Here is a 19,041-nt window from a genome sequence, read left to right on the forward strand (position 1 = left end):
CCCCGGTTATCCCTACCATCATCGCCCAGTCTGCCGCCTGCTCCGACCAGGGCGCTGGGGCGCTGGGGCTCCGATCGGCGCCTTGGGCGCTGACCGGCTGGGGCGCCGACCGACGCCCGGCGTCAGGAAGGCAGCGCGGGATCGGTCGTGGAGGCCGTCCACGTCAGCTTCTCGACCCTGGTCTCCCCGCCGGCCTGGTCCACCTCGGGCACCAGATCCGAGAAGCGTTCCAGCGCCTCGCTCAGCGCGGCGGCCAGGGATGCGCTGGCCTGGACACTCTCCACGCCGCTGGCCGCGGCCCACTTGTCGGCATCCACCGTCACCCGGACTTTGACCGTTGCCGATACGTTCACGTCCACGCACTCAGGGTAACCTCTTGCGGCCTCGCGCGGGATGGCCTTCTATACGCGGCATGCCCACGGTCGCGGAGTTGATCGGTGTCCAGTCCCAGCACACGGGTCCCGGGCTGCTCGGCCCGAACGGCCTGCGGTATCAGCACCCGGAGATCGCCGCGCACGCCGCCAGCAGGGCCGCACTGTTCGGCGAGCGGCATCGTCCGGGCATGCGGCCGCATATCGGAGTCCTGCTGGGCAACACCGACGAGTTCGTGTTCTGGCTCTCCGCCGCGGCGCTCGCCGGGGCGGCGCTGGTCGGCGTGAACCCCACGCGCCGTGGCGCCGAGCTGGCGCGGGACATCCGGCACGCGGAATGCGAGCTGCTGGTGACCGACCGCGAGCATCTGCCGCTGCTCGCCGATCTGGGTCTGGACGCGCTGCCGCTGCTGATCGTGGACGATCCGGCGTACCGCGAGGCTCTGCAACCCTTCGCCGGCGTCAGCGCGACAGACGTCAAGCCGATCGCCCCGATCACCGAGGACACCCGGCTGCTGCTGTACTTCACCTCAGGCTCGACCGGCGCACCGAAGGCGGTGACGTGCGTCCAAGGGCGCGTCGCGGCGTCCGGCGCCGTAATGGCCGAACGCTTCGGGCTGATCGCCTCCGACGTCTGCTACATCCCGATGCCGATGTTCCACGGCAACGCGATCCTGGCGAACTGGGGACCGGCTCTGGTCGCCGGAGCCACCGTCGCCCTGCGCGACCGCTTCTCGGCCTCCGGCTTCCTCTCCGACGTCCGCGAGTATCAGGCCACGTACTTCACCTACGTCGGCCGCGCGATCTCCTACATCCTGGCCACCCCCGAGCACCCCGAGGACGCCGCAAACCCGCTGCGCGCCGGCTTCGGCACCGAGGCCGGGCCACGGGACCGGGAACGCTTCGAGCAGCGCTTCGGCTGCCACCTCTCCGAGGGCTACGGCGCCTCCGAAGGCGGCATCAACATCGTCGCGCCCCGCACCTTCCCGCCCTCGGTCCTGGCACGCGGCGCAGTGGTCGGCAAAACCAACCCGACCCTGTCGATCCTGAACCTCGAAACCGGCGCGCCCTGCCCGCCCGCCGAATTCGACGCCGCCGGCCGCCTCCTGAACGGCGCCGAGGCGATCGGCGAACTCGTCGGCACCGGACCCGGCGGCTTCACCGGCTACTGGAACAACCCCGCCGCCGACGCCGAACGCTTCGCCGACGGCCGCTACCGCAGCGGCGACCTGTTCTACGCCGACACCGACGGCTGGCTCTACTTCGCTGCCCGCAAGGCCGACCGCATGCGCGTGGACGGCGAGAACATCTCCGTGGCGCTCCTGGAGGCGATCCTCGCCCGCTGGGAGCCGGTCGAGGCGGTCGCCGCCTACGCCGTACCGGACGAGGTCACCGGCGACGCGGTGATGTGCGCCCTGGTCCTGAGGCAGGGCTCTGATTTCGACCCCGGGGCGTTCGCGGATTTCCTTGCCGCACAAGCGGATCTGGGCACCAAGATGGCGCCGCGCTTCGTCCGCGTCACCGCCGCCCTGGCCACCACAGCCACCGAGAAGGTGTCGCGCTACGCGATGCGGGAGCAGGGGTGGTGGGACGTAGGGGAGGACGCCGTGTGGGCTCGTACGGGCCGCCAGGGGGCTTATCAGCCCCGCGACACAGGCAGTGTCAACCGGAACTCCGCGCCGCCGCCCTGAGCCCCGGCGACCGTCACCCCGCCGCCGTGCCCGACCGCGACCTGGGCCACTATCGCCAACCCCAGCCCCGAACCCGGCAGATCACGGGCGCTCGCGGCGCGGTAGAAGCGGTCGAAGACATGCGGAAGATCGGCTTCGGGGATACCCGGTCCGTGGTCGCGGACCGTCAAGGTGACCGTGCCGTCCGCGCCGGGTGCGGTCCGCACCTCGACCAGCCCGCCGTCGGGGGAGAACTTGGCCGCGTTGTCCAGCAGGTTGCGCACAGCCTTGGCCAGCCGGTCGGTGACCCCGACGACCAGACAGTCCTCCAGATCCTCCTTGAAAACCGCCTTCGGCCAGTGCATCGCAGCGCGGTCCACGCACCGCCGCACCAGCAGGTCGAACCGCAGCTCCTCGAACAGCGCCGCCTGCTCCTCGCCGCGCGCCAACTCGACGGTGTCGCTGACCAGCATGGTCATATCGTCGAGCCCGGACATGATGCCGGACACCAGCGCCTGCCGGTCCTCCGGCTCCAAACGCTGCGCGTGCGCCAGCACCTCGACGTTGGTGCGCAGCGAGGTCAGCGGCGTGCGCAGCTCGTGCGAGGCGTCGGCGACCAGCTGGCGCTGCCGGTCCGTGGCCTCCTGGACCGCGTCCAGCATGGTGTTGAACGTCGCGGCCAGGCGGCCGAGTTCGTCGCGCGGCTCCCCGGGCGCACCGTCTATCGGGATGCGGTGCGCGAGGTCGTGCGTGGCGGCGATGCGCTCGGCGGTACTGGTCAGCTCCGCGACCGGACGCAGCGCGGTACGGGTGACCAGCCAGCCCAGACCCGCGGCCAGGACGATGCCCGCCGCGCCCGCGCCGAACAGCTCCCAGCCCAGCGTGGACAGCTGCTGGTCCATCGCGGTCAGCGGCGCGTCGATCTGCAGGGCCCGGTCCTTCTGGCCGATCGACAGGGTCAGGATGCGGACGTGCTGGCCGTTCATCTCGCCGGAATGCATGTAGCTGTTCATGCTCCCGGCGGCGACCTGGGCGTCCGCCGAGGAGATCGGTATCACCCTGGTCGAGGCGGGCGCGAGAACGACGACGCTGTACGGCGTGCGAAGCGTCGCCGGCAGCAGCTTGGGCTGCAGCGGCGTCCCGGTGGAGTCGATGAACTGGGAGTTGGTCAGCGTGTCGCCGAACTGCTGGCTGCGGGTCTCGTCATAGCGGGGGAGATGGTGGGTCAGCAGCAGGTCCTGCACCTTCGCGCCCTGCCGTTGCAGACCGCTGTCCACCTGCTGCGTCAGCGAGTGCCGCACAGCCACGTACGCGAACCCCACGCCGCCGCCGATGCCCGCCGCCACCGCGACGGTCGCGGCCAGCGCCAGCCGGGCGCGCAGCGGCGTACGGCGCCAGAACGACAAGGGGGAGCCGAGCCGGGACAAGGCGGAGGGGGCGCTTTGCGCGGTCTGGCCGTTGGGCCGGGCCGGATACGTCTCCGAGCCCTGAGTCGTCGGCGGGGCAGCACTGAAGGCAGGGGCAGTACTGAAGGGGGCATTCGGGCCGGCGCTCGCGTCAGCGGCCACACCGGCACTGGCGCCCGCACCCGCATCCGTACCCGCACCCGCGCTGAAGCCCTGATCCGCCGCGACGAGCCGCGTCCGCCTCCCGAACCGCCCCCGGATCACGCCGGCACCCGCAGCGTGTACCCGAAGCCGCGCACCGTCTGCACCAGCCGGGGCTCTCCCCCGCCCTCCGTCTTGCGCCGGATGCAGGACACGAACACCTCCAGGGAGTTCGACTCCGGCCCGAGTTCGTAGCCCCAGATCCGGTCGGAGATCACTTCCCGGGGCAGCACCCGCCCCGCGTTGCGCATCAGGAGCTCCAGCAGCGCGAACTCGGTGCGGGTCAGCTCGATCGTGCGCCCGCCGCGGTAGGCCAGCCGGGACTCGGGGTCCAGCTCCAGGTCCTCGAACACCAGGCGCTCGGATTCGGGCACCGGGTCGTACTCGGAGCGGCGCAGCAGCGCGCGCATCCGGGCGTGCAGCTCGGCCAGCGCGAACGGCTTCACCAGGTAGTCGTCGGCGCCGGCGTCGAGCCCGGCCACCCGGTCCCCGACCGCGTCGCGCGCGGTCAGCAGCAGCACCGGGGTGTGGTCGCCGACGCCGCGCAGGCGCCGGCACACCTCCACCCCGTCGAGCTCGGGCATCATCACGTCCAGCACGATCGCGTCCGGCGGGTCGGCCGCGACCTGCTCCAGGGCGGCCAGGCCGCCGGAAGCGGTGCGCACGCGATAGCCCTGCAGGCGGAAGGCCCGTGCGATCGCGTCACGGATCTCGGTGTCGTCGTCGACGACCAGCAGGCTGCGCGGTTCTCGGTCTAGGGAGCCTCGGGTGTCCATCCCGTCCAGTATCACCCGTTTGACCCACCCGGCGAAGACGACGCGGCTCCCGGCGTGCGGTTTCCGCCGCGTCCGCCGAACCCGAACTGGGTGATTCCGCTCACCACGGAGCGCGCCGTGATGGTCCCGCTACTGTCCGGAGTGCCCAGGATCGTCACCTCGGAGCCGGTCGTCAGGTCCGAGACCGCGCCGCTCTTGCCGATCGTGACGGTGGTCTGCGGGCTGGTGTTCACGGTCACCGCCTTGCCCGTGCTGTCGGTGACGGTGATGGTCGAGCCGCTGACGGCGGTGACGGTGCCGGTGACGGCTCCGCCCCGGGCACCGCCGGCCGCGCCTCCCGTGGCTCCGCCGGCCGTCCCGCCGGCCGCGCCGCCGGTAGCCCCGCCGGTGCCGAACCCGCCGCCGTAGCCGCCGCGCGCGCGGTTCGCGCCGGCGGCGGTGTTCGAGGGCTTGGACGACGAGGAGCTGTTGCTCTTGCCCACCGCTATCCCGCCGACGAACCCGCCGGCCAGCAGCACCGCGCCGACCAGGCCCAGGGTCACCTTCGGGATGCCGGCGCCGCCGCTGCGGGCGGGCTTGAGCTGGCCGCTGATGTCCGGCGCCGAGGGCGCCTGGGACAGGAGCTCGAACTCTGCGTTGTTGTCGTTGGCGGCCGGGCCGCCGGGCTTGTCAGACATCTGTGACTTCGACTCTTCCTGCTCGTGAGGTTTCTACTCGTGCCGCAGTGCCTGGATGGGATGCAGCTTGGCCGCGCGGTTGGCCGGGAACGACCCGAAGAACAGCCCGATCAGCGCCGACACCGCGAAGGCCAGCGCGATCGAGGCGGGCACGATGACCGGTTTCACCCCGGCGACCGTGAACCTGGTGCCGATGAGTCCGGCGGCCACCCCCAGGGCGCCGCCGATCAGGGACAGCATCACCGCCTCGATGAGGAACTGGCCCAGGATCGCCGCGCGCGGCGCGCCCAGGGCCTTGCGGATGCCGATCTCCCGTGTCCGCTCGGTCACGGTGACCAGCATGATGTTGGTGATCCCGATCCCGCCGACCAGCAGCGAGATGGCCGCGACCGCGCCCAGCAGGACCGTGAAGGTGTGCGTGGTGGAGCTGGAGGTGGCCAGCAGCGACTGCTGGTTCAGCACCCGGAAGTCCGGCGAGGCCGTCGCCGACAGGTGGTGCCGCGAGGTCAGGATCGAGGTGATCTCGTTCTGCGCCGCGGTGGTGGCGCCGGCGGACTTGGCCTGCACCACGATCTGGCTCAGCGACCCGAAGCCGCTCAGCGAGTCCTGCACGGTGGTCAGCGGCGCGATGGCGAAGTCGTCGGCGTCCTGCAGGCCCGAGGAGCCCTTGGACTGCAGCACGCCCTCCACGCTGTAGGGGACGTTGTTGATCATGACCTGCTGCCCGACCGGGTCGGCGGTGCCGAACAGGTCGGTGGCCACCGTCTGGCCGATCACGATGACCTTGCGGGCCTGGGTCACGTCGTCGTCGGTGATCGAGGAGCCTTCGGCGATCTGCCAGTTGGTCGCCTGCAGGTAGGCCGGGTAGGTACCGACCAGCTGCGAGATCTGGTGCGTGGCACCGGAATACGTCGCGGTCGGGGAGGCGGTGACCACCGGCGCCTCGGTCAGCACGTCCGGGGCGTTCACCGGGTCGACCAGCGACTGCGCGTCGGCCAGGGTGAGCGCCGAGACAGAGCTCTGCGTCCCGGTGTTGCGGGAGGCGCGCGCGCCGAAGCCGCCGGCCTGCCGGGAGACCTCCAGCAGGTTCGTCCCCAGCTTGTCGATGTTCGCCTGCACCTGCGCGCCGGAGCCCTTGCCGACCGCGACCAGCAGGATCACCGCGCCGACGCCGATCAGGATGCCCAAGGTGGTCAGCCCCGAGCGCAGCTTGTTGGCCTTCAGCCCGGCGAAGGCGAACCGGAAGACCTCGCGGAATCTCATCAAGCGCTCCCGTGCTTGGCACTGTGCTGTGCGGAAAGCCAGCCGCGGGCGCCGTTGCGCTCATCGGAGACGATCTGCCCGTCCATCAGCCGGATCGCGCGGTCGGCGTGCTCGGCGATGTCGTGCTCGTGGGTGATCAGGACGATGGTGCGCCCGGCCTGGTGCAGCCGGTCGAACAGGGCCATCACGTCCTCGGAGGAGGCGCTGTCCAGGTTGCCGGTGGGCTCGTCGGCCAGGATCAGGCTCGGCGCGGTGACCAGTGCGCGGGCCACGGCCACGCGCTGCTGCTGGCCGCCGGAGAGCTCCTGCGGCTTGTGGTTCATCCGGTCGCCGAGACCCACCAGCTCCAGGGCGGCCCTGGCCCGCTTGCGCCGCTCGGCGGTGCCGACGCCGGCGTAGATCAGCGGCAGCTCCACGTTGTCCAGCGCGGTGGTGCGCGGCAGCAGGTTGAAGGACTGGAAGACGAAGCCGATCTTGCGGTTGCGGACCAGCGCGAGCTGGCGGTCCGACAGATGCTCGACCTCGATGCCGTCCAGCAGGTAGCGGCCGGAGGTGGGGACGTCCAGGCAGCCGATGATGTTCATCATCGTGGACTTGCCCGAGCCCGAGGCGCCCATGATCGCGACGTAGTCCCCGGCCGGGACGGTCAGGGTGACGCCGCGCAGGGCATGGACGGCGGTGCCGTCCATGCCGTAGGTCTTGCGGATGTCGGCGAGCTCGATGACCGGCTTGCGGCCCTCCGATCCGCCCGGACCGCTCACGCCGGTCACCCGCCGAATCCGCCCCGGCCGCCGGCGGCGCCGCCGCCGAACCCGCCCGCGCCGCCGCCGAAGCCACCCGCGCCGCCGCCCCGGGTGGTGGTGCCGGTGCCGGTGGTGGTGCGCGAGGACAGCAGCACCTCGTCGCCCTCGCTCACCCCGGAGGTGATCTCCGTCGAGGTGTCGCCGACCACGCCGATCTGGACCGGCGTCTGCGTCTGGGTCTTGCCGCTGACGATGGTGACGAAGCTCTGGCCGGCCAGCGTGGTGACCGAAGAGGACGGCACGTAGAGCACGTTGGTCACGCTATCGGTGGTGACCGAGACCGACGCGGTCTGTCCGGGCTTGAGCGAGGCCAGATCCTGCTGCCCGGCGGTGAACTGGAGCGTGACGCCGTACTCGACGACGTTGGACACCACGGTCGAGGTCGGGTCGACGGACTGCACGGTCGCGGTGAGCGCCGAGCCCGGGATCGCGTTGATCGTGACCTGCGCGCTCTCCCCGGGCTTGAGCTTGGCGGCGTCGGTCTCGGCGAACTCGGCGCGCACCGTCAGGCTGGACATGTTGCCCAGCACCACGAAACTGCTGCCGGACTTGGCAGCGGTGGAGGACGTCGAGGAGCTGGACGATCCCGAGGAGCCGCTTGCCGAACCCCCAGAGGAACCCCCAGTAGAACCGCCGGAGGACGAGGACGCCGCCGAGGTGGAGGACGCGGATCCGGCGCTCACCGAGTCGCCGACCAAACCGCCGACCGACAGGACCGTCCCGGCCTGCGGCGCGGTGATGACGGTGCCGGCGACGCCCTTCTGCGCGGTGGTGACCGCGTTCTGGGCGTTGAGCACGGACTGGTTGGCCGAGGCGATCTGGTCCGGGGTGGCCGGCGCGGCGGAGACCGCCTGCTGGTCCACGGCGATGGCGTAGGAGTTCTGCGCCGACGTCAGTGAGTTCTGCGCTTGGTGCAGGGACTGCGTGTCCTTCAGCGAGCCGTTCTTCTGAGCGTTCTCGGCCTGGGTGACGGCGTTGGTGTCCTGCGCGATCTTCGCGGCGTCCGGTTTCGCCGCGGCCTCGTCGGCGGCGAGGTTGTTCTTCGCCGTGGTGACCGCGGCGGCCAGATTGCTCTCGTCCAGCGAGATGCTGTTCCGCGCGTCGGAGTACGAGGTCTTCGCCGACGACAGCGAGTCCGCGGCGTTCGTCAGCTGCTGCCGGCTCAGGGCCGCCTGTTGCGGCGTCTGGCCCTGTTGCAGTTTGGTCAGCTGCGCTTGCGCGGTGGTCAACTGGGCCTGGGCGGAGGTCAGCTGCTGGTTCGCCTCGGTGGTGTCGATTTTCGCCAGCACCTGGCCGGCCTTCACCACGTCGCCGGGCTTCACGTCGACCTCGGTCACCGTGCCCGACGCGGTGAACGCGAGGTCCTGCTCCGTCGGCAGGGTCACGTTGCCGGAGGCCGAGACCTGGGCGGTGACGTTGCCCCGCTGCACCGCGATGGTGCGGCCGTTGGCGGCGGTCTTGTCGGAACTCGACGAGCCGAGCAGCGCCCAGGCGCCCGCTCCGCCGGCGGCTACCACCACGGCGAGCGAGGTGTTTATCCAGACCCCTTTGGGGAGTCGCGGGCTATCGGTCATGGCGCCAGAGGTTGGCGCCTGTAACTGAAGCGAAGGTGAAGGTCTCCTTTAATCTCATGCAGTTCTCATACAAGCCCCGGCGAGCACCTCCGAAGGCCTATTGACTCCCTGGTGAATAAAGGGGCGGGGACGATAGGTTCTCAGGCGTGCCGAAGATTGACTGGACTCCGGGGCAGGGCAAACGCGGCCGGCCGCTGCGCCGGGTGCTGGGCATGGGGCAGCAACAGGGCCTGCTGGTGATGTACGGCCTCGCGGCGATAGCCGTCGTGCTCGCGCTGGCCGCGGCGTGCGGCGCCTTCGACGGCTCCGGCCCGCAGCCGTCCGCCCAGACCGCCGGCGAGAGTACGAACCCTGACGACCCAGCCGGCGCGCCCTCGATCCCCAAGGATTCGACGAAGAGCACCCAGATCCTGCTCGGCTCGGTCCAGCACTACGCGGACCTGCTGGCCTCCGGCCAGAAGATAGTCGGAACCACGCACTACCCCGACATGGCGGCCTACGCCCAAGCCTTCGCCGACGCCTCGTCCCCAGCCGCGCGCTTCTCCAAGTTCCGCACCTCGCCGAACCCCGAGAGCGACACGACGTATCTGAACGCCGAACGCCAAGCCGCCGCGGCCTACGGCGGCGACCACGGCAGCCGCCTCGACGCCTGGCTGCGCGACATGGCGAAGGTCAAGTCCGACCTGGGGGACTGGGTCGCCACCGCCGCGCAGTACCAGCAGGGAGCGGCGAACCAGGCAGTCCTGGACGCGGCGGCGTCGACCGTGAACCAGGACCTTGCGACGGCCCGGGACGCCGCAAACTCGCTGAGCCACTGAACACTTGCCGGCTGGACGGATCAGCCGAAAAAGCTAGAAGATTTACGGGATTCGGCGTACGGGATTCTTCGTAAGCCACCCCAGCACTTCGCCGGCATGGCGGTCCGGCGGAAAGATCGGATAGAAGGCGTGCTCGATCACGCCGTCACGGATGACAAGAGTGATCCTCTTATAGAGGAGACGCCCTCCGGCTTCGAACGTCGGAAGATCCAACTCGGCGGCGAGGCGCAGCCCGGTGTCGGACAGCATCGCGAAGGGCAGCCGCAACCGCTCGACCAACTCCTGCTGATAAGCGCTGTCCTGGCTGGACAAGCCGAACACCCGCGCCGCACCGGCCTCGAGCAGTTCCTTGTGATGGTCGCGAAAATCGCAGGCTTCTGTAGTACAGCCCCGAGCACCGGGAATCGCGCTCCAGCCCTCGGGCGCCTCCTCGCCGGGCCGACCGCTCAGCGGGTAGATGTAGAGCACCGTACGGCCCTCCCCCAACGCGGCCAAGGCGATCGCCTCGCCGGCGGTGCTGGTCAGGGTGAGCTCCGGAACCCTGGCGCCGGGAAGATGGTCGGCGGCGCCGTCGTCCTGCGGGATCGGCAGGTCGGCGGGGAGCGTGTAGATGTCGTGCACGATGCCTCCCGGCTACGGCAGCTGTGCGGTCTCAGTCTCTCTGTGGCTCAACTCCCGGTGGCGCACCGGTGTCAGGTCTTAATTCAGAACTCTTATATGCGCGAAGCTGCGCGCGACACTACCCGCGCTCCCGCACTCGCTGGACGACGTCCCGCATCGCGCCGCGGTGTACCGGACCGTGCCCGGGGACCAGCACGTCCGCGTCGATCCCCTCAAAAACGCTGAGGCTGGCCAGCGCGCGCGCCCGATCCTTCTGGAACATGGTCGGCAGCATCTGCGGTCCGCTGATCCGCGATGTCGGATGCCCGGTGCCCAGCGCGTCCCCGCAGACCAGGATCCCGGCAGCCGGCAACAGATACGCGCAGTGCCCTTCGGTGTGCCCGGGAGTGTGCAGCGGGATCGGCGCCCCGGGCAGGTCGAGCGGCCCGTCGGCGGGAAAGGCCTGCGGCTCGGCCACCGGCACGTCCGCCGTGCCACCGCTGCGCAGCGCCCGCAGTGCCCACGGCACGACCCCCGGACGCCAGGCGTTCGCCGCCACCTTCCCGATCGACACCTGGTCCAGGAAATCCCGCCGCGCGTGCGGCACCTCCTCGGCGTGCGTCAGGACCGGAATCCCATACGTTGACCGCAGCCGCTCGGCGCCACCGATGTGATCGTTGTGCGCGTGCGTGATCAGAATCGCGCTCAACGACTCCGGCGCCACGCCGAGCAGCGCCAACGACGCCAGAAGGTTGTCGTAGTCCTGCGGATAACCGGTGTCGATCAGCGTCGCGGCATCGCCGTCCTTCACCACGACCCACGTCACATCACTGCCGAGCACCGCGTGCACGTCGCCGTCGACGCGCACGACGTCGTCCGGACGGAAGGCTTTGACCATCCCTGCTACTACCTTCCGTCCGCGCGGGCGAAGATGAGAAAGCTGAGCTCAAGCTTTTCCTTGGGTTCCAGAGCCCGAATTCGGGTTCTCCAACTCCAACGATACGGAGATCGGTCCAGCCTAGTAGGGGTTCTCCGTGTAGACCGACCTGCCGGGCGCCGCGATGTCGCCCTGGATCAGGCGTTGCGTCGAAGGCGCCAGCGCGCTGGGACCGCCGAGGATCAGCACCGAGCGGAGGGTGGCGGCGTTCGACCGGAGCCACTTGTCGGTGAGGGAGGTCGGGGAGGTCGGGACCGAGGGATACAGCAGCAGCGGTCCCCGCAGGACGCCGAGCAGGGCGCCTCCGGCCAGGGCGTCCGGCCAGTTCGCGGCGGTGACGATGCCCGCCGTGGTCGGCTGCCGATCGCCCAGCAGGACGCTGGCCACCCGGTAGGAGGTCTCGTAGCGGTCCGTGCCTGAGTAGGCCGACACGATCGACCCGGCCGGAAGCCGCACGTCGGACGTGTCCGGGATCGCCGAGCCGGCTTGGCCGCCGATGGTGTCGACGTCGACGGCGGCGCCGGTGCCCGTCGGGTCGGCGAGGAAGCGGCGCGTCACCTCGGGCAGTTGGCCGTCCGAGGTCAGGACCACCACGCCGGTGCCCAGCGCGCCGGCGGCGGCGCCTGCGGACAGCGCGTCCGGATAGTTGAGGCCGGTCGCGGCCAGGACATGGACCCGCCCCGCCGAGGGCGGCGTCAGCGCGAGCGAGGCCCGGGCGACGGCGACCGCGGTGGCGAAGCGGTCGGCGCCGGCCTCGCGCCGTACCGTGTAGCGGCCGGCGAGCTGGTTCTCGACGGTCTGGGACACCGCCGCGCCGCCGCCGAGGACGTAGACCGGAGCGCCGGCCGGCAGGATGCGGTCGAGTTCGGCCCGCACCGCGGGGTCCAGGGTGCCGGTGGGCGTGAGCAGCAACGGACCGCCGGCGCGGGCGGCCAGGACGGCGCCGCCGAGAGCGTCGGCGTAGTTGTCCGACCGGCTGATGACGGCTGCCTTGGCCTGCTTGCGGGCCGGGTCGGCGGTGCCGTTGTCGGCCCAGGTGTAGCGGGAGGCGCTGACCGCGGTGGCCAGACGGCTGTCCCCGTAGAGCCGGACCACGTCCTTGTCGAACAGCGGCTGCCAGCTCAGCCGGCCCGTGGAAGCGCCGGGCCAGCTCAGGTAGACCGGGTTGCCGCCGGCGACGGGCATCGTCGCCAGCTGCGGGCCCGTGCCGGTGAAGACGTGGAAGGCGACGGCTGATCCGTCGGGGGAGAACACCAGATCCCCGGTGACCATGGTCGGCGAGCCGGGAAGCGGGGTTCCGGGCTGCGGGACCCCGTTGACGATCGCGGACCGGTAGAGCTGGTAGTAGCCGGTCGCCACGTCCTGGTGGCAGTACACGATGGTCCTGCCGTCCGGGGACAGCGCGGGGTGGAAGTCTTGCGCTTGGCCGATGACGGTGGTGTGCCCGTTGACGGAATAGCCGATGCCGTTGCCCCCGTCGCAGGTCAGGTACGGCGTCCGGGTGAAGACGACGGCGCCGCCGGGACCGGCGGAGGGCTCGATCTCCTGACAATTCGGCTCATTGGGCAGGAGCCGGTGCTCGACGGCGCCGGCTACCGGGCTGATCGCCCAGAGCACCTCCAGCCCGTTGCGCTGCGCGCCGCCGGCGGCGGCGAACAGGATCGTCGAACCGTCCGCCGTCCACGAAGGATCGGCCAGCATCGGGATGCCGTCTTCGACCGTGGTGACGGTCTGGTCGATGAGCGAGTAGGCGATCAGGGCCCGCTGCTGATTCGAGCCGTGGGTCAGGACAGCTGCGATTTTGGTCCCGTCCGGCGACCATGCCAGGTCGCTGAGTGTGCCGTTCAGGGAGCTGAGCGCGGGTACCAAGGCGCCCGGGATGGAGGCGCCCGTGACCGGATCGACTCCGGTGACGCCCGGGCCGTTCATGGCCCATGTGATGGGACCGTTTCGGGCGGCGTGGTGCGGCAGACCGGTGGCGGAGGCCTGGGGCGCATAAGCGGTCGCGCCGAGCGTCAGGAGCGCGGCGGCGGCCAGGGACCCGGCCGTCGATCGGATTCTGGGGGAGGACAACGTTTCTCTCCGGGTTTCTTTCCGGGTCTCTGTCCGGGTTTCTGTCTGGATCTCTGTCCGGGTCCCTGTCTGGGTTTCTGTCCGGTCGGGACCAGAGCGCCGGGCTCGGGGGCGGGACGGTCCGGCGCTCACGGCTGCGCCGTCGCGTTGACGACCGCGTCGACGTCCCGCAGGACCTGGTCGCTCAGCGCTGTCGTGCCGCCGAACAGGTAGGCGCCGGACAGCTGCGACCAGAAGCGTGCGATCGCCTCGCGTCCCGCCGGGTCCAGGCCCGCCGGGGTGGTGAGGACGATCGGGAAGTGCCGGGCGGCGGCCAGGGCGCCGCCGGTCAGCGCGTCCGCGTAGCCGGTGCCCGTCGCCACGCCGACGCGCGAGGCGGAAGTGAACTGCGACGCGACCGCGTTCGCGGTCTGATAGCGATTCTGACCCTGCAGCTTGAGTTCGTGGCCGGCCAAGGCGGGGAACGCCGCGTCGACCGCGTGCCCGGCGGCGCCGCCCACGGTGACGACGGTCGGTGCCTGCGCGCTGGAGGAGTTCAGACGGGAGCTGATGTACCCCGCGGTGGCGGGATCCAGGGTGCCGCCCTGGGACAGGACGACGGCCGCCTCGTGACCCGACGTCCCCAGGACCGAGGACGCATACGGTCCGGCAGCCAGCGCGTCCGGATAGTCCATACCGGTCGCGACGACGATCTTGGCCGGGTCGTTCAGGCCGCGCCGCGCGATGTCCAGCGCCGTGCCGAACCGGTCGAGGCCGGAATAGCGCTGGACCGTGTAGCCGAGCTGGACGAGCCGCTGCTGGACCGCCGGGGAGAGCGCGGCGGTACCGCCCAGCAGGTAGACGGTCTTGCCGGCATGGGGTTGCAGCACCCTGGTGATCTCGTGCTCGACGGTCAGGTCCAGCGCGCTGCCGCCGGTCAGCAGCAGCGGGCCGTTGACGTGCGCGGCCAGCGGGACGCCGGCCAGGGCGTCGGAGAACCCGTCGGACCGGGCCAGCACGACGGCGCCGGCGGGGAGCTGACCGCCGTAGGGGAATCTGTTCTGCCAGCTGCTCCAGCCGCTCCGGGAGACGGTGATCCCGGTGCCGATGCGGTCCAGACCGCCCAGGCGCTGCACCAGGCGCGTGCCTACGGCCGGCGGGGCGGGCGGCGGCGGCGTGGGCACGACCAGCGTCGTGCCGGCGGTCCAGGTGTAGGCGGGCGACTTGTCCGCGTCCATGGTCGGCGCCATGGTCACCGTGACGGCGTAGGGCCCGCCGGTCTTGTACTGGTGCGTCATGTCCTCCGACTGGGTGGCCGGCGAGGTGGTGCCGTCGCCCCAGTTGACCGAGAACATGTAGTAGTCGCTGTACGTCGGCAGGCTCTTGCCGGCGGAGGAGGTGACGGTCACCGTCGCGAACGCGGTGGTGTTCACCGTGCTGGAGAACGCCAGACCCCAGGCGCTGACAGCGGTCGGATACAGCGGCGGCGCCGAGGAGTCGATGCCGTCGGTGGTCACCACGGACACGCCATAGGACCGCGGCGCGGTGAACACGTGGTGCACCACGGTGGGCCCGGAATCAGCCGCGGCGACCGTCTGCGACGGCGACCCGTCGCCCCAGTTCACGATGTAGCTCTTCGTGGCGGCGGCGTCGACGGTCCCGCCGTCGATGCTCAGATCCCCGGCCAGCGGCGCGTTCCCGCCGACAGGTGTGAAAGCGGACCCCGGCGTGGTGGGAGTGGTCGGATAGTGCGCGGTGTACGTGGTGTTCTGACCGACGGTGGACGTCCCGTCGTCCACCGTCGCCGTCGCCTTCCAGACCCCGGCGTGCGGGTAGTCGTGCGAGATGACCAGGCCGTTCGGCACCGTCCCACCGGTCTGGACCCACGGTGTGCTTCCGTCGCCCCAGTCGATCCGATACGTGGTGGTCGCTTCCTTCGCCGGATCGACGTTGAACGCGTAGAGCACCGCGGCCGCATGCGACGTCCCGGCATAGAACCCGAACGAGAGGGACATCGCAGGAGCGGAGGAGGCGCTCGCCGAGACGCCGAACCGGCCGCCGGGCCCGGCGGCCAGTGCCGGGGCGGCCCCGGCGACAAGCAGGGCGGCGCCGGTGATCGCGAGCGTCGCGAGTCGTATGGCACGTGGCTTCGGCACAGAGACATCCTTGAGGCTGACGACGAGACAGAGCACAGGGCAGCTCATTGTCGAGGCCGCCCCACCAGCGCGGATGATCCAAAACGCGCAATCGATGCGTAGGACCCGATTGGACGCAGGGAGGAGCCGATGCAGGCCAGTTGACACAGTGATCGGAGAACCCGATCCTACGGAGATCATCGGCCGTCCACAGAGGTTGCCCCCCTTGTCAGCTACCCGCGACACAGCACGCACTGTGCCCGCGCGACGTCGCGTCGCGCTCATAGCCCTGTCGGCGCTCACCTCCGGAACGGCCGTGCCTTTCCTCGCCGCGAACGCCCGCGCCGACACGGTCGCCGCGACAGTGTTCGTCGGGTCGACGAGCGGTGCTCCGTGCAGTGACACCGCCGCCGCAGCAGGATCCGCGGCGACTCCGTTCTGTGCCATCCAGCCGGCGATCGACTCACCCCTGACCGGACCGGGGACGACGGTCCTCGTCGCTGCCGGCGCCGCCTACCTCGGGCAGGTGAATCTGGACAAGTCGGGCACGTCCGCCGATCCGATCGTCTTGCGCTCCGCGTCGCCGGCGCAGGGCAGTCGCGCTGTCATCAGGGGCACCGTTTCCGTGAATGGGGCGCACGATGTCACCGTCGACGGGTTCGACATCTACGCCGACACCTTCGGGGTCAACATCGAGGCATCCTCGGACGTCGTCGTCACCCGCGACCACATCGAAGGTCCCCATGACTCGAGTGTCGCGGACTCCGGCATCATGATCGCGATGGCATCGTCGGCGGTCACGGTCAGCACCGACTTCGTCAGGGGTTTCGGTGGCGGAGGCCTGTTCGCGGACTCTGTGTCCGGGCTGAACATCGTCGCCGACACCATCACGCGCAACACGACGCCGAGCGCCGGGCTGGACTCGATCGAGGTGACCGGAACGTCCAGCGGAGTCGCTGTCGCCGACGACATCATCGACGCTGCGCCGTCCTTGCCGGCCGGGTCCGCCGTCGACTACAACGTGATCGACGCCGGCGCCGTCGGCCCGCACGACATCACCGGCGACGGTCTGGCCGGGAGCACCGACGGTGACATCACGCCGGGCGACACCTCGCCGGCGATCGACTCCGCTGAAGAGGCGGCTACCGGCGAACTGCCGACCGACATGTTCGGGAACGCGGCTGCCGACGATCCGCTGGTTCCCAACGCCGGCACCGGATCACGCGTCCGGGACCGCGGCGCCGTGGAGCGGACGCACGGCGATACGAGTTACGTCCTCACCCTCACCCCGGCATCCGGCGACGCCCCGCTCGCGGTTACCGCCACCGTCACCGAGCACGTCGGCTGGGCTCAGCAGCCGCGCGCGGCCTTCTACTCCTTCGGCTTCGGCGGGACCGAGCAGCCGGCCACCGCCAACCCGACAGCGCGGCACACTTACACGACTCCGCTCTACGGCGGCGACGTATCCGTCACGATCTACGACAGCGCCCATGAGGCCATCGGCTATACGACAGCGCTCGTCAACGTCGGCCAGCCGGTTCACGCCACGCTCTCCGTCGCCGCGGCCTCCGGTCTGAACGTCAACGCCGTCGGCAGCGTCCAAGGCGGCGTCGGCGACTGGTCCATCGACTTCGGCGACGGATACTCGACAAACTTCTACAGCCAGACGCAGGCCACTGCGAACCACTCCTACGCGAAGCCTGGAACCTACAAGGTCACCCTGACCGCGAACGGAATCCTGCCCTCCAACGCCGCGAAGCTCACCCAGCAGGTGACGGTCACGGCGCCGCCCGCCCCGCCGCCGATCGTGGACACGGACCCGCTCGTCCACCGCATCGCCGGCTCCGACCGCTACGCGACGTCGATCGTCGCCTCCCAGGTCCGGTGGAGCGCCGCGAACAGCGTCGACGGCGCCCCGGCGGAGGATCAGGCCCAGGCCGTCGTGCTCGCCCGAGGCGACGCGTTCCCCGACGCCCTCGCCGGCGTCCCGCTCGCCGCGTACAAGCACGGTCCGCTGCTTCTCACGGACCCGAAGACCGTGAGCCAGGCGACCCTTGAGGAGATCCGCCGCGTCCTGCCGGCCGGCGGAAACCATACGATCTACATCCTCGGCGGCAAGACAGCCGTGTCGCCGTCCGTCGAGGCGGAGCTCCGCGGCCTCGGCTACAACGTCGTCCGCTACGGCGGCACAGACCGGTACGGCACCGCACTCCTGATCGCCCACCTCGGCCTCGGGGATCCCAGACACCTGATCATCGCGATCGGCGGAGACTTCGCCGACGCCCTCGCCGCCGGACCCTTCGCAGCTGACAGCGCCGAAGTCGTCGACGGCAAACCAGCCGCGATCCTCCTGTCCGGCAAGGCGAACGGAAACGACACCATCACCGACGCCGGCACAGCCGCATACATCGACGCCAAGGTCCAGTCCAACGGCGGCCTCAGCCACTGCACCGACCCCAACCTCATCACCGCAGTAGGCGGCCCAGCCCTCACCGCCTTCCTGAACCAGGAACACAAGGCAACGAAATACGCCTGCGTCGACGGCATAGTAGGCGCCGACCGCTACGCAACCTCCAGCCAACTAGCCGGCCAATGGACCAACCCCGAACACCCCGGAGTAGCAGTCGGCACAACCTTCCCCGACGCACTCAGCGGCGGCGCCTACGAGGCCAGCCTCGGCCAACCCCTACTCCTCACCAACCCAACCTCGCTACCCAGCTCAACAGCCACCGCACTAGCCTCGATGTACCCGCCACACGAAAACACCCGCACCCGCTCGGTCGTGATCTTCGGCGGCACTTCAGCGGTGAGCAGCGCCGTGGAGAACCAGATCATTGCGAAGGTCCACGGTCGCGCCCAATAGCGGCGCAGGTTCTTCGACGCGATCGACAACCCCGAGCGCTTGGCAGCGCTCGGGGTTCACGGAAGCACCAGGTGGGCGACTATTGCCTGCCCACGGCGAGATCGCAGGTCAAAGCCGGCTGACAGCGGAGGATGTCGGATTCGCACCCAAGATTTTTCTTTCCTTTTACCAGGGCAGCGAATTGACCTCGATGAAGCAAGTCGTTTCGCGGCGCCTGGATGCGCTTCGGAGCCGCTTCGCGACCAGCGGTGCTGCAAAATGCAGCACGGTTGATCTAGCTCGCGCCAGCGGTGGCCAGGTTGGTTTACCCGCCGCGATGGTTCCGTAAAGGCTCTTATGTTTCGGCACTAGGCATGTCGCCGAGGATGAGGTCGCGGACTTGCAGCCGATGCCGGATGGCCGTCTGCATCTAGGATGCGAGGAACTTGGTCATTGAACTCCTCCACCACGGCCTTCGACATCCCAGACAGGCTCTTGGTCATGTTGTGACGGAAACCGGTGGCTTTGAGAGCGCCTCCGGCTTCTCTCAGGTCCGCGCTTGCCTTATCCTGCCGGCGCCCGGTACTTCGCAAACAGTGCTGGTGTTGTTCGTGCAGACGCCCGTGGACTGGATCGACAGGATGGCATCGGTCAGGAGCTGGAACAGGGTCTCTGAAACCAGTTCACACTTCGCATTCGGTTAAACCTACCCGAGCTCTCGGTAGATCTTCCGGGTACGGCACAACGGAACTGTGTGAGGCTCCGCCTCCTTGGCGTCGGGAGACGTCCGTCGCGGCTCGGGTCATGGACTCCGCTGTGAGCCGGACCGGCCTGATCCGCGGTGCCGCTGAGGTAAAGGCACTGCGTCAGGCCAGCACGAAGGCCTGGGGGTGATCTCCTCGGCATTGGCCGTGTG

14 protein-coding genes are annotated in these 19,041 nt (G+C 70.1%); 3 read left to right on the plus strand and 11 right to left on the minus strand.

Features of this window, described 5'->3' with window-relative positions:
- Positions 1-122 precede the first annotated feature (122 nt).
- Complete coding sequence (locus CACI_RS01025; protein ID WP_041539965.1) at positions 123-359, minus strand: hypothetical protein; 237 nt, start codon at positions 357-359, stop codon at positions 123-125.
- Positions 360-412: 53 nt separating this feature from the next.
- On the opposite strand from CACI_RS01025, the gene CACI_RS01030 reads away from it, so the two are divergent.
- Positions 413-2,062 carry an AMP-binding protein gene (locus CACI_RS01030; protein ID WP_012784456.1) on the plus strand — a complete coding sequence of 550 codons (1,650 nt, stop codon included), beginning with the start codon at positions 413-415 and terminating at the stop codon, positions 2,060-2,062.
- Here the strand turns inward: CACI_RS01030 and CACI_RS01035 are convergent.
- The 6 genes from CACI_RS01035 to CACI_RS44875 form a co-directional block, all read right to left on the minus strand.
- Positions 2,011-3,609 carry a sensor histidine kinase gene (locus CACI_RS01035; RefSeq protein WP_049871421.1) on the minus strand — a complete coding sequence of 533 codons (1,599 nt, stop codon included), beginning with the start codon at positions 3,607-3,609 and terminating at the stop codon, positions 2,011-2,013. The genes CACI_RS01030 and CACI_RS01035 overlap by 52 nt on opposite strands.
- 98 nt (positions 3,610-3,707) lie before the next feature.
- Positions 3,708-4,424, minus strand: coding sequence for a response regulator transcription factor (locus CACI_RS01040; RefSeq protein WP_012784458.1), 717 nt, complete (start codon positions 4,422-4,424; stop codon positions 3,708-3,710).
- 11 nt (positions 4,425-4,435) lie between these two features.
- Positions 4,436-5,101 carry a DUF5666 domain-containing protein gene (locus CACI_RS50905; protein ID WP_012784459.1) on the minus strand — a complete coding sequence of 222 codons (666 nt, stop codon included), beginning with the start codon at positions 5,099-5,101 and terminating at the stop codon, positions 4,436-4,438.
- A gap of 33 nt (positions 5,102-5,134) precedes the next feature.
- Positions 5,135-6,364: an ABC transporter permease gene (locus CACI_RS01050; RefSeq protein ID WP_012784460.1), complete on the minus strand. Its 1,230-nt coding sequence runs from the start codon at positions 6,362-6,364 to the stop codon at positions 5,135-5,137.
- Positions 6,364-7,053, minus strand: a complete 690-nt coding sequence (locus tag CACI_RS01055; protein WP_049871941.1) for an ABC transporter ATP-binding protein — start codon at positions 7,051-7,053, stop codon at positions 6,364-6,366. The genes CACI_RS01050 and CACI_RS01055 overlap by 1 nt, the downstream gene beginning before the upstream one ends.
- Positions 7,054-7,130: 77 nt before the next feature.
- A complete protein-coding gene (locus tag CACI_RS44875) occupies positions 7,131-8,741 on the minus strand; it encodes an efflux RND transporter periplasmic adaptor subunit (protein WP_012784462.1) in 1,611 nt (536 codons plus the stop codon).
- 146 nt (positions 8,742-8,887) lie between these two features.
- On the opposite strand from CACI_RS44875, the gene CACI_RS01065 reads away from it, so the two are divergent.
- On the plus strand, positions 8,888-9,559 hold the full coding sequence (locus CACI_RS01065) for a hypothetical protein (protein WP_012784463.1): 672 nt from the start codon (positions 8,888-8,890) through the stop codon (positions 9,557-9,559).
- A gap of 42 nt (positions 9,560-9,601) precedes the next feature.
- Here CACI_RS01065 and CACI_RS01070 read toward each other — a convergent pair whose 3' ends face one another.
- From CACI_RS01070 to CACI_RS01085, 4 genes are all read right to left on the minus strand, one after another.
- A complete protein-coding gene (locus CACI_RS01070) occupies positions 9,602-10,180 on the minus strand; it encodes a peroxiredoxin (RefSeq protein WP_012784464.1) in 579 nt (192 codons plus the stop codon).
- A gap of 118 nt (positions 10,181-10,298) precedes the next feature.
- Positions 10,299-11,057, minus strand: a complete 759-nt coding sequence (locus CACI_RS01075) for an MBL fold metallo-hydrolase (protein WP_012784465.1) — start codon at positions 11,055-11,057, stop codon at positions 10,299-10,301.
- A gap of 120 nt (positions 11,058-11,177) precedes the next feature.
- Entirely contained in the window at positions 11,178-13,169 is a 1,992-nt protein-coding gene (locus CACI_RS01080; RefSeq protein ID WP_012784466.1) for a cell wall-binding repeat-containing protein, read from the minus strand.
- Between the two features lie 128 nt (positions 13,170-13,297).
- Positions 13,298-15,304: a cell wall-binding repeat-containing protein gene (locus CACI_RS01085; protein ID WP_190276706.1), complete on the minus strand. Its 2,007-nt coding sequence runs from the start codon at positions 15,302-15,304 to the stop codon at positions 13,298-13,300.
- 235 nt (positions 15,305-15,539) lie between these two features.
- On the opposite strand from CACI_RS01085, the gene CACI_RS49480 reads away from it, so the two are divergent.
- A complete protein-coding gene (locus CACI_RS49480) occupies positions 15,540-18,146 on the plus strand; it encodes a cell wall-binding repeat-containing protein (RefSeq protein ID WP_190276707.1) in 2,607 nt (868 codons plus the stop codon).
- The last annotated feature ends 895 nt before the right edge of the window (positions 18,147-19,041 follow it).

This window comes from Catenulispora acidiphila DSM 44928, assembly GCF_000024025.1.
Taxonomy (GTDB): domain Bacteria; phylum Actinomycetota; class Actinomycetes; order Streptomycetales; family Catenulisporaceae; genus Catenulispora; species Catenulispora acidiphila.